The sequence below is a fragment of the Mucilaginibacter sp. FW306-07-L genome (assembly GCF_058782065.1).
Window position 1 is genome coordinate 383,629 of the sequence record NZ_JBYSXI010000003.1, and the last position, 21,768, is coordinate 405,396.

Genomic DNA, 21,768 nt, shown 5'->3' on the forward strand with positions numbered 1-21,768 from the left:
TCTTTTAATTAAAATTTAACAACGATGTTACCACCGATTGTGCGTACTGGAGGGTTGATTTGTGAATCGGCCACACCTGAAATATTAGATGCTGACACACCAAGGTTGCTACCTGTAGTAGTACCGAAGCTAAAATCAGGATCGCCATATACGTTTGTTTTAGGAACCCATAAAAACAAGTTTCTACCAGTTACCGCAAGCGACAAGCCTTTTACAAAGCTTTGATTTCCTAAAAGTTTCATTGGTACATCATAAGATAATGATATCTCACGCAATCTCCATGAATCGGCCTTTGTAATAAAGTTGGTTGCTACATCGCGATATTCGCCGGTATAAAAATCATTTAAGTTAGTACCGGTAATAGTGATATTAGTGTTTGGCAGGTATTGACCCGGGTTTGCAGGATCTTCATAAGATGAATTAGGCAGTATATAGCTTTGACGGCCGTTTGCACCAGTAGCTGCAGAAACACCTGTCCAGGCCATTGCCTGGCCAATATCATGATATGCATAGTGCCCGCCTTTGTATTCAAATAATACCGAAAGATTTAAATTCTTCCAAGTAAAGGTCGGGTTTAAACCAACTATCCATTTTGGCATAGTACGACCCAAAGGTTTAAGTGTTGGGTCTGCCGTAGGGCGGCCGGTTACAGCATTTACTATTACACGTCCTTCATCATCTCTAAGATAATCTGTTGCTTTAAAAATAAATGCTGGGTTACCTTTTATTGCATAGTTACTTGCGTAAGTAAAACCACCAACTGCAAGCTCATCTAATGTTGAGTAAATTTCTTTTATCTCACTGTCCATGTAAGTTGCGTTGGCTTTAAAGCTTATCGAACCATCCTTAAAGCTAACTATACGGTTTAAGCCTAAATCAAACTCTACACCTTTATTGGTAAATGACGCAGCATTGATCAGGTAACTTGAATATCCAGTGGCTGATGATACCTGAACAGGTATAATTTGGTTGGTATTGTCTTGATTGTATAAAGTAGTTTCAAAAGTGATTTTATCCCTTAAAAAGCCTAACTCTAAACCAATCTCTGTACTCTTAATAAACTCCGGTTTTAATTGATAATCCGGAGATCTGTCATCCGCTGTATAACCAGGTACGCTGGTATACGGAAAACCATTAATTTGTGAGTATGTAGCCCTTAAAGCATACGCGCTCACATTTGCGTTACCGGATTTGCTCCAACCACCCCTGATTTTTGCATACGAAAGGAAGTTATTGTCTTTCAACGCCTCGATAGCATCTGTTAAAACTAATGATCCGCTTACACCTGGATAGAAGTAAGAATTATTATCAGGGTTTAATAACGAGGTTTTATCATTACGACCGGTTACCTCAACGCTTGCCCAGCTTTTGTAAGTTAAACCTACACTGCCATAAAGCGAAAATAATCTTGAGCGTCCTGGTATTGATGAACCTACTAATTCACCTGTTCTTTGTGAAACATCAAAAATGCCTGGTACAACAAGGCTGTTGCTACCAACATAGGTATCCCTTGCATCGTTTTGGCGTAAATAAGTACCCGCAATTGCAGTTACTTTATAATCGTCAGCAAAGGTTTTGTTAAATGAAGCGAATAACTCTGATGACAACTGATTACTGCGGTATGCGCGATCTTCAGTAGTTTGAGGAATTGATGTAAAACCTCTATCTAAACCCAAAGGTGATGGTTTTATACCTATTGAATTAGATTTTTCATTCAGATTAATTGATGTAATAGCTGCCCTGTAAGTAAAGTTTAACCAGTCGGTAGCTTTCAGGTTTAAATCCAGATTAGCAATAACATTTTCCCTTTTGCCAAACTTTCTCCAGTTATCAATAGCAAAGTATGGGTTTAAACCATAATCATTAAAATAATTGTTGTATTGGGCATAAGGATTATTTCTGTAGTCTTTATAAGATGTAAGAGGAACCTGAGCCGGAGTATTGAAAATCAGGTTCATCAAACCACCATTCAGGCCAACGTTGTTTGCCGCGTTGTAATCGGACATCGCATCATCATCAAACACATTATAGTTTTGTTGATTGTAATTAACGCCCACGTTAGCTTTCAACCTGCCATACTCTTGAGTAGTATTTAAACGTATACCGGTTCTGCGGTTTTTATCACTTGGTACAATACCATTAATAACCGCATCCTGTAAGCTTAAATATGTATTTCCAGTTTTTAAAGAAACATCATTTTGTACCGTTGTTGCGGTATTAAAAAACTCTTTTCTTGAATTGTTAGCCTGGTATTTTACCGTTTGCTCAGGAACACCAGCATCATTACCATGACCTATAACTACGTCTGAACCATCAAATGCAGGGCCCCATGACCAGTTTTCGTAAGGAGTATAGGCTCCGTAACCACCACTACCAAATTGCGTTTGAAATTTAGGGAAGAATGATATACTTGAAAACTGAGTACTGTTACTAATGGTAATTTCAGGTTTTGTACCTGTTCCTTTTTTGGTTGTAATTACGATTACACCATTCACCGCATCCGGACCGTATATGGCAGCACTGTTTGCTCCTTTAAGGATATTGTAATTTTCAATATCGTTAGGATTTAATGTTGACAAATAATTAAGCGGCACCTGTACACCATCCACAAGCAAGAGCGGAGAGTTATTACCTAATAAAGAGCGGATACCACGAAGATTTATTTTTACATCTTCAAATACACCACTATTTTGAGAGGTAATGTTCAAGCCGGAAACCTTGCCTTGTAAACCATTTGCAATGTTAACGGGACGGGCTTTAGTAACCTCAGCCCCGGAAACAGAAGTAGTAGCATAACCGAGTTCCCGTTTCTGACGCTGAATACCCAAGGCTGTTACTACAACCTCGTTTAACTGTTTCATGTCAGAAGATAAAACTGCGTTTACTACGCCACCTGATGTAATGGCTACATCTGTCGCAGAAAATCCAATAAAGGAAAATGTCAGGGTTTTTGCTGAAGCAGGCACGCTCAGCGAGAATTTTCCATCTGCACCTGTTTGCGTGCCTATGGTTGCCCCTTTTACAGTTACAGATACGCCCGGAATAGGTAAACCATCTTCCTTAGCTGTTACTGTACCGGTGATCGTCCGGTTTTGCGCAAAAGTCTGCGTTACGCATAACAACAGAAAGCACAAACTTACAAGTAGAAGTTTTTTCATTTCGTTAATAAATAAGATCAGTTAATAGTTAATTGAACATAAAAGTAATGTTACATTATTAAAAAGTCAAATTATATGTTAAAAAAAGTTAAAAAAGTTGCTTTTAACTATTTAAAAATAAAAATTCAAAAAATTTAGTACTATGTATTGCATAATACATTCTTAAACATATATCTTTGTATTATGATTGTTGAAAATACTCAAACCCAAATGAGGAAAGGCATACTGGAGTACTGCATACTTTCCATTATAGCAAAGGGTGAAACATATGCCTCTAACATCATTGCTGAATTAAAAAAAGCGCAACTGCTTGTTGTTGAGGGCACTCTGTACCCACTGCTTACACGTTTAAAAAATAACGGGCTGCTCAGTTACAACTGGGTTGAGTCTACATCGGGTCCGCCCCGCAAGTATTATGTCCTGTCTGACGAGGGGCGTAAAGTGCTTGAGCAACTTGATAAAACCTGGCAGGAACTTGAATTTGCCGTACATATAGCCATTGGCGACAGAAAGTAAACCCTAACCCATCACCCCAAAAAAGAAACATCATGAACAAAACCATCATAATAAATATTAACGGCACCGTCTTCCACATTGAAGAGGATGCTTACGAAATGTTAAAAAATTACATGACTGATGTTAAGCGTCACTTCATGAACTCGTCGGATAGCCTTGAAATAACTACAGATATTGAGAACCGGATTGCCGAAATGCTGAGCGAAATACTTACCCGCGACAGCAAACAGGCCATTGTGGAAGCCGATGTAAAGTTTGTAGTAGAACAAATGGGCCGTGTAGAAGATTTCGCCAGCGCCGATGAGGACAGCACCCAGGAACAGCCATTTTTTACCGAAACCAGATCAACAAGCCGTAAATTATTTAGGGATGCTGATGAACGTGTAGTTGGCGGCGTATGTTCAGGTATTGCCAGTTATTTTGACATCAAATCAGTATGGGTAAGGCTGGCATTTTTAATTGCGTTTTTATTTTTTGGCACCGGTTTTATCCTTTACATCATACTGTGGCTGGTAGTGCCTAAAGCCGCCACGCGCGCCGACCGTATGGCCATGAAGGGCGAAAAGTTAAACCTCCAGGGCTTTAAACGCAACTTTGAGGAAGAAATGACCGGCCTGAAGGGCAGTATGAACAGTTTTAGCGATGAGGCTCGTCCGTTTATTTATCGCGCACGGGATTTTGTAGGCGATTTTTTCACCCACCTCGGCTCATTCCTCGGCGTTTCCGGAAAATATATGCTGAAAGCCCTCGGTATTGCCTTTGTTATATGCTCATTTTTAACAATTATTGGCCTGGCTGTAGTTATTATCGCTTTTTTAGCGTACGGTGATATGGGGGTATACAACTGGTTTCCTTTTAATATTGTTAATTACCAGGCCAACGTAATCTTTCTGATATGCGGCTTTTTATTAGTTGGTATACCGTTGCTTACGGTAATACTGTTAGCTGTAACCATGCTGTTTAAAAATTTCGCCTTTAACCGGGCCACGGGGTTTACGCTTTTAGCTATATGGCTTACATCAGTGTTTGTGGTTATTTATTACTCTGCCAAGGCTACTGCCGATTTCAGGTACGAGGCCAGCTTCCGTAAAACGGTTAACATTAAGCCGATAAAAAACAGCACCTACTATTTAAAGATCAATGATGTTAAATACTTAACGGAAGAAGATAGTGCGAGGCTAAATATTAAAGAACGCTTTAAGGGTTTAACCTTAGTAGAATCTGACTATACACGTGAATTTGACGGGCCGGGCCGAAACGTATATATTACTATTGAAAAAAGCGATGTAGCATCACCTGTACTTATTGAAAAGTTCAGCGCGAGAGGCAAAAATTATGAAGAAGCCCTAACCAACGCCCGCGCTACCAGCTATCAGTTTTTTCAGCAGGACTCTGTCCTCAACTTTGCGCCAAAACTGGAACGCCTGCAAGGTACCCTGTGGCGTGCACAGGATATACACCTAACCCTAAAGGTACCGGTTAACACTAAGGTGATCGTTCCTGAAGAGTTATACAGTTATGCTAACGATATTGATATATGGGCCTGCAAAACCATGAATGGCAATGAAAATGCCACAACAGCAACGTTCATCATGACGGCAGATGGCCTGCAATGTAAAGCCGACACCATTGCGACAGCCATTGCAGCAGGAAATGATACCATCGTTGTTGCTAAAGACACTATTATAGCCACAAAAAAATGAAAGCCCTGATTAAATATATAAGCCTGCTGGTATTCAGCGGGCTTATTATTCCCCTTTATTACTACTATCTGCCCGAGAAAAACAATCGTGCTAACGAACACGTAATTAGCGCCGTAACCGATAACACATCCCTCGAAAAATCCCACACTTACCTGCAAAAAATTGCCGCCGAAATATTTCCGGTGATAAAAAAGTTTGAATAAAACTGTAACCAAGGCACCTGTTTCAGCATCTTATATACAAAACACAGATGCTGGTTTGTTAAACAACATCTGACAAAGCGGTTCAACAGCTACCGTAAAGCCAAACGTTTTAACTAAACACTTAAAAAACATGAAAATGCTTTTACAGGATAAGTATTGCCATAACTTTTATACCTATATTATAGGTATACGAGCCTATATAATAAAAATAATGGCAGCAGGTGCCCTTTTTGCATGTGTAAACACTGCTGCAAACGCGCAAACATCAACCAAAATATCAGGCTCGGTATTAAATGAAGCCGGCAAGCCAATGGAGTTTGCCACGCTAAGTATTTTACGGGCTAATGATTCGAGCATAGTTAAAGGCACTATGGCTGATGCCAACGGAAAGTATGTTTTTGAAAAGATAGCAGCAGGCGAGTATTTGATTGCCGCCACCACCATGGGCTACCAAAAAACGCACAGCGCCAAATTTACTGTAGGATCACAAGCCGTAACTGTGCCAGCCTTGAGCATGCAGCCTGCCAGTCAAAGCTTAAAAACCGTAAATATTACAGCGGCAAAACCCCTGGTTGAACGCAAGGCCGACCGACTGGTGATGAACGTGGAGAACAGCATTGTGGCCACAGGCAACAGCGCGCTCGAAGTTTTGGAACGCGCGCCGGGTGTAACCGTTGATAAGGACGACAACATCAGCCTGCAAGGTAAAGCCGGAGTAACGGTGATGATCAATGATAAGCTTACCTACTTATCGTCAACCCAATTGGCCAACCTGCTACGCTCAACCGATGGCAGCACGATTCAGTCAATCGAACTAATCACCAATCCATCATCAAAGTATGATGCGGCGGGCAACTCGGGCATCATTAACATCAAACTGAAAAAAAACAAACAATCAGGCTTTAACGGCTCGGTAACCGCAGGGGCCGGTTATGGCCTTAACTTTAGAGACAACAGCAGCATCAACCTGAATGTAAAGGAAGGCGACTGGAACTTTTTTGGATCGTTCAGTCGTGGCGATATTAAACGTGAAAACAATATGAACCTGCGCCGTACGGTTGATAGTGCCGGGAATGTTACTTTTTACAATCAGTTTGTTAAAACGATAAATCAGGTACATTTTAATAACTTTCGTTTTGGGGCTGATTACAACACGTCAAAGCGTAATGTTGTTGGATTTATCATATCCGGGGATCACTCAAGCGGATTTGACCATAACGACAACATAACTAATTTTGGCCGGTCCTATGATGTTGCCGACAGCGTGCAAAAAACCCCATCAACAATAGATCAGAATTACAGGAACCTTGCTTTTAATCTTAATGATAAGTTTGATATTGACACTTTAGGACAAAGCATCAGTGTAGATATTGACCATTCAAAATTCCGTAACAACTCAAACAACCTGTACACTACCAGTTATTTTTTAAACGACGGTACTAATTATAAGCTTCCCCTGGTGATATCAAATGTTACACCTTCAACCATTACTATTAATACACAAAAGGTTGATTATGTAAAGCCGCTGAATAAAACGCTCAAATTAGAACTGGGCGCCAAATTTAGTTTTGTTAAAACGGACAATGACCTGCAAGCCAAAATCGACTCAAACAACACCGGGTTGGTAAATGACCCTAAAAGAACAAACCGCTTTATCTATGATGAAAATATTAAAGCCGGCTATTTTAACCTGAGTAAGGAGTTTAAAAGCACATCAGTACAATTAGGTCTTCGTGCTGAACATACTACCTCAAAAGGAGATTTGGTGACCGAGAACAGTGTGGTTGAACGCCGCTATCTCAATTTTTTTCCGACACTTTTTGTAAATCAAAAACTGGGCAAAAAGCACGAATTAGGCTTTAACTACAGCCGCCGGATAGACCGCCCAAGCTATGAGGACCTGAATCCTTTTGTTTATTATCTTGACCCGATAACTTATTCGCAAGGCAATCCATTTTTAAAACCACAATACACCAACTCATTTGAGCTGAACTATACCTATAACAAAACCATTAATCTGAGCTTCAATTACAGCCATACCATCGATCCGTTCACTGAAGTGATTTTAACTGATACCTTAAAAAAGGTTACTTACCAAACTAACCTAAATTTCACCTCGCAGGATTCATACTCGCTAAACTTAAACACACCCTACACCCTTTTTAAATGGTGGACAGGCAACTTAACGCTTACCGGCTTTTACAATAACTTTAAGGCTAATGATTTGCTTGGGGCTAACCTGAACAATGGCCGCGCGTCATTTTTTGTTAAAACAACCAATACATTTTTATTGCCAAAGGATATTAAGGCCGAGATAATGACTTTTTACCAATCATCGGTAACCTATGGTATTTATAACATTAAGCCGCAGTATTATATTGATATGGGTTTGAGCCGGTCGTTCCTGAACAAAAAACTGAATGTAAAATTCGCCGTGAGCGATGTGTTTTGGATGCGCCGCAACAACATTACCGCCAATTACCAAACGGTTGACCTGGACATTCGCCAGAAACGCGAAACCCGCATTGCCCGCATCAACCTGACCTATAACTTTGGCAACACCAAAATTAAAGCCCGCAACCGCCAAACCGGAGCCGACGATGAGAGCAACCGGGTAAAATCAAGGAATTAACCTTTTGGAATACTTTCCCGTCATTGCGAGGTACGAAGCAATCTCTTTAAGCTGATTACGCCGGAATATCCTAAAGCGATTGCTTCGTACCTCGCAATGACGTTGGGGCCTTATCGTCTTGTCATGCTGAGCTTGTCGAAGCACGCGCCGTCGGTTTAGGCCCACGCTCTGCCCTTCAACAAGCTCAGGGTGACATGGCCTGCGCAACTATTTTGTCATTGCGAACGATAGCGAGAAATCTGTCTGCATTCATAATACAACGACAGATTTCTCTTCGTACCTTGTTCGAAATGACAATTTGTTTAATAAAGTCCTCCCCCTCGGGGAGGATTTAGGAGGGGTCGAGGGGTTAAAACTCCAGATCCAACAGCACCGGGCAATGATCAGAATGCCTTGCTTCAGACAGGATAGCCGCGCGGCGGATGTGGGGCACCAACGTTGATGTGGCCATGTTGTAATCAATACGCCAGCCCAGGTTTTTGGCGCGGGCATTGGCGCGGAAGCTCCACCAGGTATAGTTATGTGGTTCTTGGTTCAGGTGCCTGAAGGTGTCAATAAAGCCGGAGTTGATGAAGTTATCCATCCAATCGCGCTCCGCAGGTAAAAAGCCGGATGAGTTAGCGTTTGATTTGGGGTTATGAATATCTATCGGCCTGTGGCAAATATTATAATCGCCGCAAACCACCAGTTTAGGGTGGGTTTGTTTTAGCTGTTGCAGGTAAGCGCCAAACTCATCCAAAAAACGGAACTTAAAATCCTGGCGCTCCTCCCCGCTTGAGCCCGACGGAAAGTACACGCTCATTACCGATACCTCATCAAAATCAACACGGATATTACGGCCTTCCCGGTCAAAATCGGCAATGCCGCAGCCGTATTCCACATGGTTGGGTATTTGTTTGGTAAAGATAGCCGTACCACTATATCCCTTTTTTTCGGCAGGGAACCAGTAATGCTGATAGCCCATTTCTTCCACGATCAGCAAATCGGTCAACACATCGGGCGTAGCCTTTATCTCCTGTAAGCAAACCACATCGGCATCGGTAGCCTGTAACCATTCCAACCAGTTTTTGCTGATGGCCGAGCGTATACCGTTAACGTTATAGGTAATTATTTTCATTTGTTATCTCAACTCTTTTTGCATCACATAATTGGTAAGGTCAATACCCTTAACATTAACCGTTTGCTGCTTTACTATTTCAAACCCTTTCTTACCAAAAAAAGGCTTGGCTGTTATGCTGGCATGGGTGGTAAGTGTTTTGTTATGCTGATTACTGATCGCATACGCTTCAATATCAGCTAATAATTTTGCGGCGATTCCCTTACCCTGATAGTGCTGATGTACAAACATCAAATCAATATAGCCATCTAAAGTAAGCGAACTGAAACCAACTATCTCTTTATTATACTCAGCAATGATAAAGTATTGCGTATTCACTCTGTGATGCCATAACTCATCATTATCCCGATTGGCAGACCATACTTCAATTTGACCGGCATCGTAATCCTTACTATTTACAGCGTGGATGATTTCATAAAACAGGTTACGTATGGCCGGTAAATCTTTAACAGCGGCTTGTCTGATGATAAAATCCATGTTAAATGGAAAGTATCTTATCCAACTGCTTACACTCCTTTTTACTAAGTAATTCAATCGTCATGGGCACATCAGTCAGCGGGCGGTCATTACCGTCGGTTTTTTGCGCGGCAATGCGGTCAACCATATCCAGGCCGGTAATAACTTCGCCAAAAACAGTATAACTTTGATCGAGGTGCGGGGTGCCGCCAACAGCTTTATAGTATTCGCGCCAGTTTAAAGGTATCTTGCGGCCTTTCAGGCGGGTTTGCTCTAACTTATCCAGTTGTTCGTCGGTATAGCGCTTGCCTTCTACAATATAAAACTGGTAGCTGCTTGAGGCTTTGTCAGGGTTATCTTCACGCGCCGCGGCCAACACGCCTTTTTTATGGAATATACTATCACGGATTTCTGCCGGTATGGTATACGTTTCTTTGCCATTCCCTAAAGTGTCGCCCGGTTTGGCGTTTTTGGAAGTTGGGTCGCCACCCTGGATCATAAAATCTTTGATCACCCTGTGAAATAACGAACCATTTAACGTACCGGCCTTGGCAAGCTTTATAAAGTTATCGCGGTGCAGCGGCGTTTCATTATACAGGCGAATGATGCAGGTGCCATATATGGTTTTGATACGCACGTATTGGTTTTTGGGGCCTTTGGCAAAAACGCCCATGCTGGCAAGCAGCAATAAAACAACAGCTAAATATCTTTTCATTTCTTAACCTTCGTAAGGGTATATGTCGGCAAAATAAGTAACAATAAGCGTTTTCATCATCATCTCCTGTTCAAGCAGGGTATAGTTTGGTATCTGTTTTACCAGTTTCCAATGCGGCCAGCCATCCTGATCAAGGCCCTCCAGCTCGTAAAAACCCATTTGGCTAAAAAGGCGGCAATTGGCAATATGCATCAGCTCCTCTTTTTGCCTCTTGGTAAATTTACGCGGCCCCTGGCCCAGCTCCTGCACACCTATCAAAAACAGCATTACTTTCACATCGGGCGTGTCGGTATCAAAGTCCCTGGCGATGTGCTGCTGCAACTCATTCCATCTTTTATTTACTTCGGCAGGTTTCATACCGGCAAATATACATTTCACAATAATGTTACCCTATGCCGATGATTGTTTATTTGTATTGCTATATATTTGCACAAATTGCAAACATCTTGAAAAAGAAGCGTTACACCTCAATTGCCGCCTGGCTATTACTACTCTGCTTTATTGCGGGGCAGGTTGTAGTGTATTCGCATCAGCACCACATTTTAAAAGGCATCCACAATCATGCGGATGCTAAAACAAAGGGGCTAACGCAGGTTAGCGAAAAATGCCAGATTTGCGACAGCATGCACCATACGGACATGGAGCTGCACCAAAGTTATGTTGCCTTTAACCTGCAGGCAACGCTGTTTACCCATCCATCTGCTACATTTAGTTTCAAATCCTTCGGCCTCATTCTTGCCGATGGGCTCTCCCCGCCTGCGTTCATAATATCTTAACAAGAGAGAACACAAACCGCGCAAGCGGTATTTACTTATTTTTTTCTGAACAATAATTATGAAATTCAAGCTATTGATATCCTTGCTATTGGTATGTATCCAAAGCATGGCATCAACCCCTGTATTTACTTTAAAAGGTAAAGTTGTTGATAACAATAACCAGCCGCTGCCCGGCGCAACCATAACTTTTCCTGATCTTAAAATATCAACCCAAACTGACGCGAACGGCGAGTTTTCACTGAACAACCTGCCTGCCCGTGGTAAATTTTTACTACAGATACAATTTATTGGCTATCGCACCTTAACCCAACTGGTTGACATGGCGGCAACCACGCCGCCGGTGTTTACCCTGCAAACCAGCGTTATTGAAACCCGCGAGGTTGTGATAACCGGTACGCCCATAAGCGGCAACAGCAGGCAAAACAGTACCTCGGCCACTACCGTTACGCGCGATCAATTGCTGCGCCCGTCAACCAATATTATTGACGCGCTGGCCAGCCAGGTACCGGGCATGTCGCAAATTACTACCGGGCCATCTATTTCAAAACCTGTTATCCGTGGTTTGGGGTATAACCGTGTAGTTACCCTGAGCAACGGCATAAAACAGCAAGGCCAGCAATGGGGCGATGAGCATGGCATTGAGATAGACCAATATGGTGCCGACCGTGTGGAAGTTTTGCGCGGCGCGGCTTCGCTGCTTTACGGATCGGATGCGCTGGGTGGTGTAATTAACATGCTCGACCCGCTTACCCCGCCAAGCGGACAAATAAAGGGTGAGTTTTTAACTAACTATGCTACCAACAACGGCCTTACCGGTACCTCATTAATGCTTACCGGCAACGAGGATGGTTTGGTTTGGCGCGCACGCGGATCATACAAGAACGCTTACTCCTTTAAAACACCTGATTATTATTTCCCCAACTCCGGCTTTAACGAAACCAACATCAGCGGTATGCTGGGTGTAAACAAGCAATGGGGATATTCGCACATTAACCTCTCGTATTTTAAAAACAACATCGGCTTTTTTGATGCCGACCCGGCCAACGGGTTCAACTTTTTAAAAGAGGACGGCGAACCGTTTACTAAGGATGATTATAAAAGCCGCAGCTTGCTATTCCCACGCCAGGACATCAGGCACTATAAAATTAACTGGGATAATAACTTCATCATCGGCAGCGGCTTTTTAAAGGTGAACCTGGGCTACCAGAAAAACCAGCGCCGCGAGCTGGAAGAAAGCACAGATCCATCATTGTTTTTTGACCTGAACACGTATACCGGCGATGTTAAGTACTATTTGCCGGAAAGCAATGGCTGGCAACCCGTATTTGGCGCAAGCACAGAAATAGGCAGAAGCCTTAACAAAGGCCAGGAGTTTTTAGTGCCCGATTATAATTCTTATGGCATCGGCGCGTTCGCGTACGTTAAAAAAACCTGGGACAAAAATACTTTTAATGCCGGCATCCGGTATGATTACCGTAAAAACACCGGTAAGGGTTTGGTTGAAGAGGATGAAGTGCGTTTTGAACCTTTTACCAATAAGTTCTCTAACGTAAGCGGTGCGCTGGGTTTTACCCATCAGTTTAACGAGCAGTTGAACTTTAAAGCCAATGCCGGTACCGCGTTCCGTGCGCCAAACCCTGCCGAATTGGCTTCAAATGGCGTGCATGAGGGCACCTTCCGTTACGAGGTGGGCAATCCTAACCTTGCGCCGGAGCGCAGCTATCAGGCCGACGCGACTTTGGAGTACGATAATAAATTCATCAGCGCCAGCCTGGGTATTTATGAAAACTACATTCATAACTTTATTTATGCCTCACACACGCAGGGCGATGTGCAACAGGATGTGGATGAAGATGGAAACCAAACCCAGTATGATGTTTACCGCTACGGCCAGGTAAATGCTAATCTTTATGGTTTTGAGGGCAGCCTTACCCTGCACCCCGTGAGCTTTATCCATTTAGAAAATACCTTTGGATATACCCATGCGCAAAACAACACGTTAGACAGGCCGCTGGCTTTTATACCTGCCGGATCGTTAAGAAATACCCTGCGTTTTGAGCCTAAGCTTACAGGGTTGAAAGAATCGTACATCTATGTAGGAATTGATAACTTTTTTAAGCAAGGCCGCTTTGATGGTACCTTTGAAACCGGCACCGATGGTTATACCCTGCTTAACGCCGGTTTAGGTACTACGGTAAAATTGGGAAACCAGCCGCTTAAACTGTACGTGGCCGGCAATAACCTGCTTAACAAAAAGTATTACGATGCGCTTAGCCGTTACAAACCGGGCCGCCTGAGCAGCGAAGACCCAACCTTCGGCATTTATAATCCCGGCCGGAATATTACGTTCGGGGTTTACCTGCCATTCTCGGTAAAGTAATATAAAACCTGATTATAAACGCCCTCTGCTAAAACAGGGGGCGTTTTTGCTTTAAGGATAAACTTTTGATGGGATAAGCTGTATCTTACTATGATGAAAAACATTGTACTTACCCTTTTTGCCGCCATATTTTGCCTAGGCGCTTACGCGCAACCGGATACCATCTCTATTACGCTTGATAACGTGGCCTACCCTTACCCGGTAAAATTTTTGCCGGTAAATACCGATGGGCAGGATCTGCGCATGGCTTATATGGATGTGCCCCCAGCAGCTAACGCGAACGGCAAAACGGTAATGCTTTTTCATGGTAAAAACTTTGGCGGCTATTACTGGACCAATGTGATCAAAGCGTTGACCGGAAAAGGCTATCGTGTGATAGTGCCCGATCAGTTGGGTTTCGGCAAATCATCAAAGGCTTTTATACACTACAGCTTTTACAAAATGGCATGGCTGAATAAAAGGCTATTGGACACGCTGGGCATTAAAAAAGCGTACATCCTCGGCCACTCCATGGGTGGCATGCTGGCTACCCGGTTTACGCTGATGTACCCCGAAACAGTTCAAAAGCTCTTGCTTGAAAACCCGATCGGCCTGGAAGATTACCTGTTGTTCGTGCCCTACAAAAGCGCCGAAGAACTTTATAAAAGCGAACTTAAAACTACTGCCGAAAGTGTAAAGAAGTATTACCAGACATCCTACTTTAACGAGTGGAAACCCGAGTATGATTACCTGGTAAAAATTGGTGGCAATGTGAGCAAGAGCGCCGATTTCCCTCGCTATGCCATGGTATCGGCATTAACGTATGAGATGATATTTGAACAGCCTGTTTGCCACGAATTTGGTAACCTAAAGGTACCAACTGTTTTGTTTATTGGGTTGGAGGATAATACCATCGTGGGCAAAGCCTACCTATCGCCGGAAGAGCAGGCCAAACATGGCAACTATAAAAATCTGGCTCCCGAAACGGCTAAGAAAATACCGGGTGCTAAACTCATCAGTTATCCCGGTGTTAAGCACGTACCGCACTGGCAAATACCTGAGCAGTTTTTGAAGGACCTTTTAAATAATTTATAATTCAGAGGCCCCCAGCCTTTGCGTATATAGCCGGTAGTTCTCCTCATCAAAGCAGACAAACAGTACTTTGGTAAGGGTGCTATCTAAAGTTAAAAAATCAGCTACGGTTTCAATGGCAATATCCGCAGCCTCAGGCTTGGGGAAATGGTAAACGCCTGTGCTTATATTGGGGAAAGCGATAGTTTTAATACCATTTTCTACCGCCAGTTTCAAGCTGTTTTTATAAGCGTTGGCTAATAATGCCGCCTTGCCGGCACTGCTTTGGCTCCATACAGGGCCAACGGTATGTATAACATATTTGGCAGGCAGCTTGCCGCCTGTAGTAATCACCGCCTCGCCGGTTTTACAGCCGCCCTGCTTATCACTAATTTTGATGCATTCCTCTAAAATCGCCTTGCCACCAGCACGGTGGATGGCTCCATCAACACCACCACCGCCAAGCAGCGAGGTATTAGCCGCGTTTATAATAGCATCAACATGTTGTTGGGTAATATCTCCTCTTATCACTTCTATCCTGCGCTCACTCATACTGTTATAACAATTTATAACGAGCGATGTTCGGACTAAACAACAACCGGAAGCGATATTTGCATTTCGGTGCCCTGCAATTCTTCAGATATAATATTTATCGCACCCTTATGCAGTTTGATAATGTTGAGTGTAAGCGGTAAGCCGATACCATAACCGGCAAACTTACCGGTGTTTGATGCGCGGAAAAATGGCTCAAAAACATGCCGCTGTTCCTGCTTTGGTATGCCGATGCCCCTGTCGATAACCGTAATAATGATGGTGCCGCCTTGCGACGCTATTTTTAACAGCACCGGCTGATTGCTGGAATATTTACAAGCATTCATCACAATATTGCTAATGGCTAGGTGCAGCAGGTTCATGTTGCCCTCGGTTTGTAACTGGCTGTCATCATCCGGCAAAGCCGAAAAATCAATATCGATCACACATTCCGGCGCAATTTTCTTCACAGAGTCGGCAACAGTGATCACCAGTTCATCAACACGGATCAATTGCCAGTTTTGCTTTTTGCCGTCAAACCCGCTTTGTGCCAGCCCAAGCAAGCTGGTAAGTATATTTTCAAGCTTCTCGGCTTCCATCAAAATAGTTTTCGCGTTGGCTATGGCCTCATCGTTCAATCCCTTTTTGGCAAGCAGCAACTCTGTTTCGCCGCTTATAATGCTTAGTGGCGTACGCAACTCGTGCGAGGCATTGCTCACAAAGTTATTCTGCGTTTCAAAAGCGGTTTCGAGCCGGTTAAGCATATTGTTAAAGGTGGAAACAAGTTCGGCTATTTCATCCTTGCCCCCATCCTCTTTAACGCGAAGGTGCAGGTTGTTGGCGGTTATGTTTCTAACACTTTTTATGAGCCTGCGTATGGGCTTGGTTGTATAATACGAGAATATATAGCCTGCTATATAGGCCAGTATCACCGATACAATAAAAATGAGGATGAGTATCTTTCTCAACTCATTTAGCTCCTTATAACCGTATGGGTCTATCGCTTCGGCTATTACTACATACTTGCCATAAGGGGTAATAAACAAAGCACCCGCATAAAAATGATTATTGCGATTGTAGCGCGCCCGGTTACCGCTTAATATACTATTGTAAAAATCTGCAGGCAGATTTACGGGCTTTTTAAATTCGCCGTTGGGCTCCATTTTAACCACAAAATCACGCTCTCCATCCAGCTTTTCCAGGTTTCGCAGCTTTGCCTCCGCATAAACAGCGGTACGCCCATCCGGGTGAATTTTTATTTGAGCGGCAAAGCGCACCCTTGCTTCCAGCCGTTTAAAAAAATCCTCAAAGTTAAATTCAGATACAAAGTAAAAAATGGCGGCATTCATCACCAGCAACCCTACGGTTGATATAGCGAAGAACAGCAGCGTTATTTTACTCTGTAGTTTCATTCACCATCAATTTTAAACATGTAGCCCATTCCAAAAACCGTTTGTATCAGGCGGGTGGCATAGTTATTATCCAGCTTTTTGCGCAGGTAATTCACATACACATCAACCACGTTGGTACCCATGTTAAAATCAATATCCCATACATTTTCCAGTATCTGGATGCGTGATAGTACTTTGTTGGGGTTCTTCACAAAATATTCCAACAGGCGGTATTCCGTAGCGGTTAAGCTAATCTGTTTATCGCCGCGCTTAGCTGTTTTTGATAACAGGTCAACCTCAAGGTCGGCAACAACTATCAGATCCTTTGGGGCGGTATTATTACGGCTGCGGCGCAGCAGTGTGCGTATGCGGGCTTCCAGTTCGGCAAGTTTAAAGGGCTTGGCAATGTAATCATCAGCACCACTGTCTAACCCGGTGATAACGTTTTCGGTACTTGAAAGCGCGGTGAGCATAACAATAGGTATGGCATCATCCTTTTTGCGGATCTCCCGGCATAGCTGTACCCCATTTATACCCGGCAGCATAATATCCAGTATCAGCAGATCGAACTGGTAATTAGTGGCCATTTGCAGCCCGGTGTTGCCATCAGCGGCAATACTTACTTCCATACCCGCCGCGGCAAGGCCTCTGCTGATAACCGAAGCGAGCCCCGGCTCATCTTCAACTACTAAAACTTTCTTATCTTTTAATATCATGCTGCGGCTTTAACGGCAATTGTGGTATTTATTAAACCAATTATAAGTAATTAAGTTCGGAGCAATACGGTTTGAAGTTAAAAAGTTGCTTAACAGCCGTCAAGGGGTTAATCAAGTTAAAATAATCCGGCTAAACATCATTTTATTTTTTGATACGTAACATCAATACAATTTATTTTCAGACTTTCGTTTTTAACATACAATTAACCTGCGGAAACACCATTAATGAACGCGCCCGATAACTTTGACCTGCTCATAGTTAAGGTAAATACTTTTATACGGAAGTATTACTTTAACAATTTGCTGCGGGGCATTATTTTTTTGGGCGCGGGCTTATTTTCGTTATACCTTGTGGTTGCGTTGGCCGAGTATTTTGGCAACTTTAATGTTATCCTCCGTTCGGTTATTTTTTACCTTTTTATACTGATAAACATTGCTTTATTAGTCTGGCTGGTGATACCCTCCCTGCTGGCCTGGCTGCGTATAGGCAAAACACTTACCTATGATGAGGCCGCGGTTATCATAGGCCGGCATTTTGGCAATGTGAATGATAAACTGCTGAACACCCTCCAGCTAAAAAAGCAAGCCCTGGCAGACCCAGCTCACCGGCAACTACTTGAGGCTGGTATTGATCAGAAAATCAATGAGCTTAACCCGGTGAGTTTTCCATCGGCTATTAATTTAAAGGAGAATAAACGGTATCTTAAATGGGTGCTGATACCCTTAGGGGCTATCTGCATCATCGCGTTGGCCGCGCCATCCATACTTACAGATAGTACCGAACGGCTGTTAAAGCATAATAAATATTTCGCGCCCGTAGCGCCATTCCGGTTCGTGTTGCAAAACCAATCGTTAACCGCCGTACAGGGTGATGACCTTACCCTTGAGCTTAAACTGGAAGGCAACAACCTGCCGGCCGAGGTGTATATCGAAAACAATGGCAATACATTTAAGCTCGAAAAGCAATCGGTAAGCCGTTTTACTTACACCTTTAAAAACCTGCAGCGTAACGTTCCGTTCAAGCTATCGGCCAACGGGTACCAATCAGTGCCTTATGTGGTCAATGTAAGTTATAAGCCTACGCTGGTAAGTTTTGATGCCGAGCTGCAATATCCCGCCTACTTACATAAGCAGCCGGAAAGTATAGCCAATGCCGGAGATCTCAGCATTCCCGCGGGTACTATAGTGAATTGGCGGATAAAAACCCAACATGCTTCGGCACTGGCGTTTACTGTGGGGCAAGCACAACACCATCTTAGCCCGGTGGCTGATGGGTTGTTTACTTACCGGCAAAAAATAATTAAGAACATATCATACAAAATAAGCGCGTCAAACCAGGCGGTTAAGCGTAATACTGATTCATCGGCTTACAATATTAATGTAGTGGCTGACCTGGTTCCGTCCATATCCGCTGAGCAAAAACAGGATTCGGTAAGCAGTAAGGCCTTTTATTTTAACGGGGCGATACAGGACGATCATGGTTTTTCATCACTAACGTTTAACTACCGTGTTGCCGGTAAAGTCTACCGTTTACCGGTAAAGGCGGATCTGTCGCGAACCCAAACCGGGTTTTTCTTTTTCTGGGATCTAAAAGAACTTAAACTCGCTGAAGGCGCTCAAGTATCCTATTATTTTGAGGTGGCGGATAATGATGCTGTATCAGGGCCAAAGCGTGTACGTACCCTGGAACAAACCCTGAATATCCCCGATGCCAGGCAGCTTGCTGAGCAACTGGAAGCCGGATCGCAGGCTGTTGCCGACAAAACACAATCGGCCATTAAGCTGGCCGCGCAAATAGAGCGCGAATCGCAAAAACTAAATCAGCAATTGCTGGATAAGGATAATTTAAGCTTTGAAGAAAAGAAGCAGGTAGAACAATTGATGCAAAAAAGGGCCGAACTGAATAACCTGGTAAAAGAGATACAGGACGAGAACCGAAAAAACCAGTTCAACCGGCAGGAAAACCAGCAGCAGAGTACCGAATTGCAACAAAAACAGCAACAAATTGCCGACTTGTTCAACAATGTGCTTGATCCTAAAACGCAGGAGCTACTGAAAAATCTGCAGGAATTAATGGATAAAGGCGCTAAGGACGATACGCGTGATGAGTTGAAAAAAATGCAGCAGGACAACCGCTCCCTGAAAAAGGAACTCGACCGCGTGCTTGAACTGTATAAAAAACTGGCCTTTGATCAAAAAGTTGAGCAGAATATTAATCAAATCAACAAGTTAGCTCAGGATCAGCAAAAGCTTGCAGAACAAACACAGCAACAAAAAACTGATAAAAACACATTGCTGCAACAGCAGCAAAAGCTGAAGGAAGAGTTTAAGGAGATCAAAAAATCGCTTGATGAGCTCAAAAAAGACAATGAGGCGCTGAGCGAAAAAATGGATCTGAAAGATCAGCAAAAGGAGAGCGATGCCGTTGATCAACAAATGGATGACAGCAAGCAAAACCTGCAAAAAAACGCTAAGCAAAAAGCGGCCAAAGCACAGCAGCAGGCAGCAAAGCAAATGCAGCAAATGGCCTCGAAAATGCAGCAACAGCAGCAGGATGGCGAAGAAAGCGAGAACAACGTTAATGCCGAACAGCTACGCGAACTGTTAAAAAGCCTGGTAAACAGCTCATTTACCCAGGAAAAACTGATGCTTGCCTTACGGGGTATTAACCCTACTGATCCTGGTTATCCCGGCCTGGCGCAGGGGCAAAAGGATATTAAGGATAACCTTAAAACGGCTGAAGATAGCCTGTACGCGTTAAGTAAGCGCGTGCCGCAAATACAATCGGCCGTAAACAAGGAGGTTTTAGCCATTAATGAGCAGATTGATCAGGCCCTTAACCTGATGGGCGAAAGAAGGAGCGCCGAAGCTAACCGGAGCCAGCAATACGCCATGACCTCCATGAACAATTTGGCATTACTATTGAGTGAAGCCCTTGAACAATTGCAGAATATGCAAAACCGCCAGGGTGGCGGCAAAGGCAAAAAGCAACAATCGATATCGCAACTGGCAAAAATGCAACAGCAGCTTAACAAAAACATGCAGCAGGCCCGGCAGCAAATGCAGCAGCAGGGCAACCAGGGCAAAAGCGGCCAGGGGCAAAGTGGTGTAAGCGAACAACTTGCACGCATGGCAAGGCAGCAGCAGCAAATTCGCCAGGCGCTTGAGCAGATCAACCGTGAACAGCACAAAGACGGGCGCGGCGCACCGGGCGATCTGGATAAAATTTCAAAAGAAATGGAACAAACGGAAAACGATATCGTAAACAGAAAAATAACCGAGGAAACCGTTAAAAGGCAGCAGCAAATACAAACACGTTTGCTTGATGCCGAAAAGGCGGAGCAGCAACGAGAACAGGATAATAAGCGCCAGAGTGCCGCGGGCAAAAATTTGCCGCCGGGTTATATAAAGGCCTTACAAAACTACCAACAAAAAAAAACCAAGCAAACTGAGCAACTGCGCACCGTGTCGCCGGCGTTCAATTTATATTATAAAAGCAAGATACAAGCCTACTTTGAACAAATTAATGGAAAGTAAAATGGAACAAGATAATGTTCACACCAGTGAACTATATACGTTGCAGCTTCCGTCAAAACTCGAGAGCATTAACCAGCTTGAACTTTTGATAGAGGAGTTGGCCGATAGATATCATATCAGCGATGATGTTTTCGCTAACATGATGACCTGCCTTAATGAAGCCGTTATGAATGCCATTTTACATGGTAACAAGCAAAATGAAAGCAAAATTGTAATTGTAAATGCCGAAGCCGATGCGAAACGTATTATCTGGACGGTAACTGACGAAGGCGAGGGTTTTGATTATAACCATCTGCCTGACCCTACAGCGCCTGAGAACCTGGAAAACCTTACCGGCCGCGGCGTATTTATTTTAAAGCAACTGGCAGACCAATGCATATTTAACAGCCGCGGTAACGAAATTGAACTACACTTTAAGATATAATGCCGGCTATACAATTTTTTGAAGAGGACATACATTTTAAGCTGAAGCACAAAACACAAGTAAGGCAATGGTTAAAAGATGCCATTGAAGCAGAGGGATATAAATTAAAGGAACTTAATTATATTTTTTGCTCAGATGCTTACCTGATCGAGATCAATAAACAGTACCTGAACCACGATACCTATACCGATATTGTAACGTTTGACAATAGCGAGATTGAAAACACCATTATCGGCGACATATTTATCTCTGTTGAGCGCACGCGCGAAAACGCCGCCAAATTTGCCGTAACCGCGACAGATGAACTGCATCGCGTAATTATTCACGGAGCCTTACACTTAGTGGGCTATGGTGATAAAAAATCGGTGGATAAAAAAATCATGACACAAAAAGAGGATTTTTATTTGAGCAAACGCTCATTTTAATGCTTAATTTTACGTTATAAATCTCTTTATCAATTTAT

The 21,768-nt window shown here is 43.3% G+C and carries 18 protein-coding genes; 10 read left to right on the plus strand and 8 right to left on the minus strand.

The genetic code is table 11. The annotated features are described in order from the left end of the window. Positions 1-8: 8 nt before the first annotated feature. Positions 9-3,158, minus strand: a complete 3,150-nt coding sequence (locus AC3WJC_RS16820) for a SusC/RagA family TonB-linked outer membrane protein (RefSeq protein ID WP_492400273.1) — start codon at positions 3,156-3,158, stop codon at positions 9-11. Positions 3,159-3,341: 183 nt separating this feature from the next. Here AC3WJC_RS16820 and AC3WJC_RS16825 point away from each other — a divergent pair, with 183 nt between their 5' ends. The 4 genes from AC3WJC_RS16825 (at position 3,342) to AC3WJC_RS16840 (ending at position 8,212) form a co-directional block, all read left to right on the plus strand. After that, the gene (locus tag AC3WJC_RS16825) at positions 3,342-3,674 is read left to right on the plus strand and encodes a PadR family transcriptional regulator (RefSeq protein WP_492400274.1); all 333 of its coding nucleotides are present in this window, start codon (positions 3,342-3,344) and stop codon (positions 3,672-3,674) included. Positions 3,675-3,706: 32 nt separating this feature from the next. Then, on the plus strand, positions 3,707-5,377 hold the full coding sequence (locus AC3WJC_RS16830; protein WP_492400275.1) for a PspC domain-containing protein: 1,671 nt from the start codon (positions 3,707-3,709) through the stop codon (positions 5,375-5,377). Beyond that, positions 5,374-5,580 (plus strand): hypothetical protein, encoded by a 207-nt coding sequence (locus AC3WJC_RS16835; protein WP_492400276.1) that lies wholly within the window; start codon positions 5,374-5,376, stop codon positions 5,578-5,580. Before AC3WJC_RS16830 ends, AC3WJC_RS16835 begins: the two co-directional genes overlap by 4 nt. A gap of 130 nt (positions 5,581-5,710) precedes the next feature. Continuing rightward, positions 5,711-8,212 (plus strand): TonB-dependent receptor domain-containing protein, encoded by a 2,502-nt coding sequence (locus AC3WJC_RS16840; RefSeq protein WP_492400277.1) that lies wholly within the window; start codon positions 5,711-5,713, stop codon positions 8,210-8,212. Between the two features lie 349 nt (positions 8,213-8,561). Here AC3WJC_RS16840 and AC3WJC_RS16845 read toward each other — a convergent pair whose 3' ends face one another. Genes AC3WJC_RS16845 through AC3WJC_RS16860 form a run of 4 tightly spaced genes read right to left on the minus strand, consistent with a single transcriptional unit; the run spans position 8,562 to position 10,857 of the window. Further along, on the minus strand, positions 8,562-9,329 hold the full coding sequence (locus AC3WJC_RS16845; RefSeq protein ID WP_492400278.1) for an exodeoxyribonuclease III: 768 nt from the start codon (positions 9,327-9,329) through the stop codon (positions 8,562-8,564). Positions 9,330-9,332: 3 nt separating this feature from the next. Further along, on the minus strand, positions 9,333-9,806 hold the full coding sequence (locus AC3WJC_RS16850) for a GNAT family N-acetyltransferase (protein WP_492400279.1): 474 nt from the start codon (positions 9,804-9,806) through the stop codon (positions 9,333-9,335). A 1-nt stretch (position 9,807) separates the two neighbouring features. Then, positions 9,808-10,500: a peptidylprolyl isomerase gene (locus tag AC3WJC_RS16855; protein ID WP_492400280.1), complete on the minus strand. Its 693-nt coding sequence runs from the start codon at positions 10,498-10,500 to the stop codon at positions 9,808-9,810. Positions 10,501-10,503: 3 nt separating this feature from the next. After that, complete coding sequence (locus tag AC3WJC_RS16860) at positions 10,504-10,857, minus strand: hypothetical protein (protein ID WP_492400281.1); 354 nt, start codon at positions 10,855-10,857, stop codon at positions 10,504-10,506. A gap of 89 nt (positions 10,858-10,946) precedes the next feature. On the opposite strand from AC3WJC_RS16860, the gene AC3WJC_RS16865 reads away from it, so the two are divergent. The 3 genes from AC3WJC_RS16865 to AC3WJC_RS16875 all read left to right on the plus strand — a co-directional run bounded on the left by AC3WJC_RS16865 (position 10,947) and on the right by AC3WJC_RS16875 (position 14,730). Then, a complete protein-coding gene (locus AC3WJC_RS16865; RefSeq protein WP_492400282.1) occupies positions 10,947-11,276 on the plus strand; it encodes a hypothetical protein in 330 nt (109 codons plus the stop codon). A gap of 58 nt (positions 11,277-11,334) precedes the next feature. Then, positions 11,335-13,656, plus strand: coding sequence for a TonB-dependent receptor (locus AC3WJC_RS16870; protein ID WP_492400283.1), 2,322 nt, complete (start codon positions 11,335-11,337; stop codon positions 13,654-13,656). Positions 13,657-13,746: 90 nt separating this feature from the next. Further along, positions 13,747-14,730 carry an alpha/beta fold hydrolase gene (locus AC3WJC_RS16875; RefSeq protein WP_492400284.1) on the plus strand — a complete coding sequence of 328 codons (984 nt, stop codon included), beginning with the start codon at positions 13,747-13,749 and terminating at the stop codon, positions 14,728-14,730. Here AC3WJC_RS16875 and AC3WJC_RS16880 read toward each other — a convergent pair. The 3 genes from AC3WJC_RS16880 to AC3WJC_RS16890 are packed head-to-tail and all read right to left on the minus strand — an operon-like array spanning position 14,725 to position 17,344. Further along, on the minus strand, positions 14,725-15,258 hold the full coding sequence (locus AC3WJC_RS16880; protein WP_492400285.1) for an O-acetyl-ADP-ribose deacetylase: 534 nt from the start codon (positions 15,256-15,258) through the stop codon (positions 14,725-14,727). The two genes, AC3WJC_RS16875 and AC3WJC_RS16880, sit on opposite strands and share 6 nt — an antisense overlap. A 35-nt stretch (positions 15,259-15,293) precedes the next feature. Further along, positions 15,294-16,649, minus strand: a complete 1,356-nt coding sequence (locus tag AC3WJC_RS16885) for a sensor histidine kinase (protein WP_492400286.1) — start codon at positions 16,647-16,649, stop codon at positions 15,294-15,296. Beyond that, positions 16,646-17,344, minus strand: coding sequence for a response regulator transcription factor (locus AC3WJC_RS16890; protein ID WP_492400287.1), 699 nt, complete (start codon positions 17,342-17,344; stop codon positions 16,646-16,648). Before AC3WJC_RS16890 ends, AC3WJC_RS16885 begins: the two co-directional genes overlap by 4 nt. 225 nt (positions 17,345-17,569) lie before the next feature. On the opposite strand from AC3WJC_RS16890, the gene AC3WJC_RS16895 reads away from it, so the two are divergent. The 3 genes from AC3WJC_RS16895 to ybeY are packed head-to-tail and all read left to right on the plus strand — an operon-like array spanning position 17,570 to position 21,730. Next, the gene (locus AC3WJC_RS16895) at positions 17,570-20,881 is read left to right on the plus strand and encodes a DUF4175 family protein (RefSeq protein WP_492400288.1); all 3,312 of its coding nucleotides are present in this window, start codon (positions 17,570-17,572) and stop codon (positions 20,879-20,881) included. Between the two features lies 1 nt (position 20,882). After that, the gene (locus AC3WJC_RS16900) at positions 20,883-21,305 is read left to right on the plus strand and encodes an ATP-binding protein (protein WP_492400289.1); all 423 of its coding nucleotides are present in this window, start codon (positions 20,883-20,885) and stop codon (positions 21,303-21,305) included. After that, positions 21,305-21,730, plus strand: a complete 426-nt coding sequence (gene ybeY, locus AC3WJC_RS16905; RefSeq protein ID WP_492400290.1) for an rRNA maturation RNase YbeY — start codon at positions 21,305-21,307, stop codon at positions 21,728-21,730. The genes AC3WJC_RS16900 and ybeY overlap by 1 nt, the downstream gene beginning before the upstream one ends. Positions 21,731-21,768: the final 38 nt, after the last annotated feature.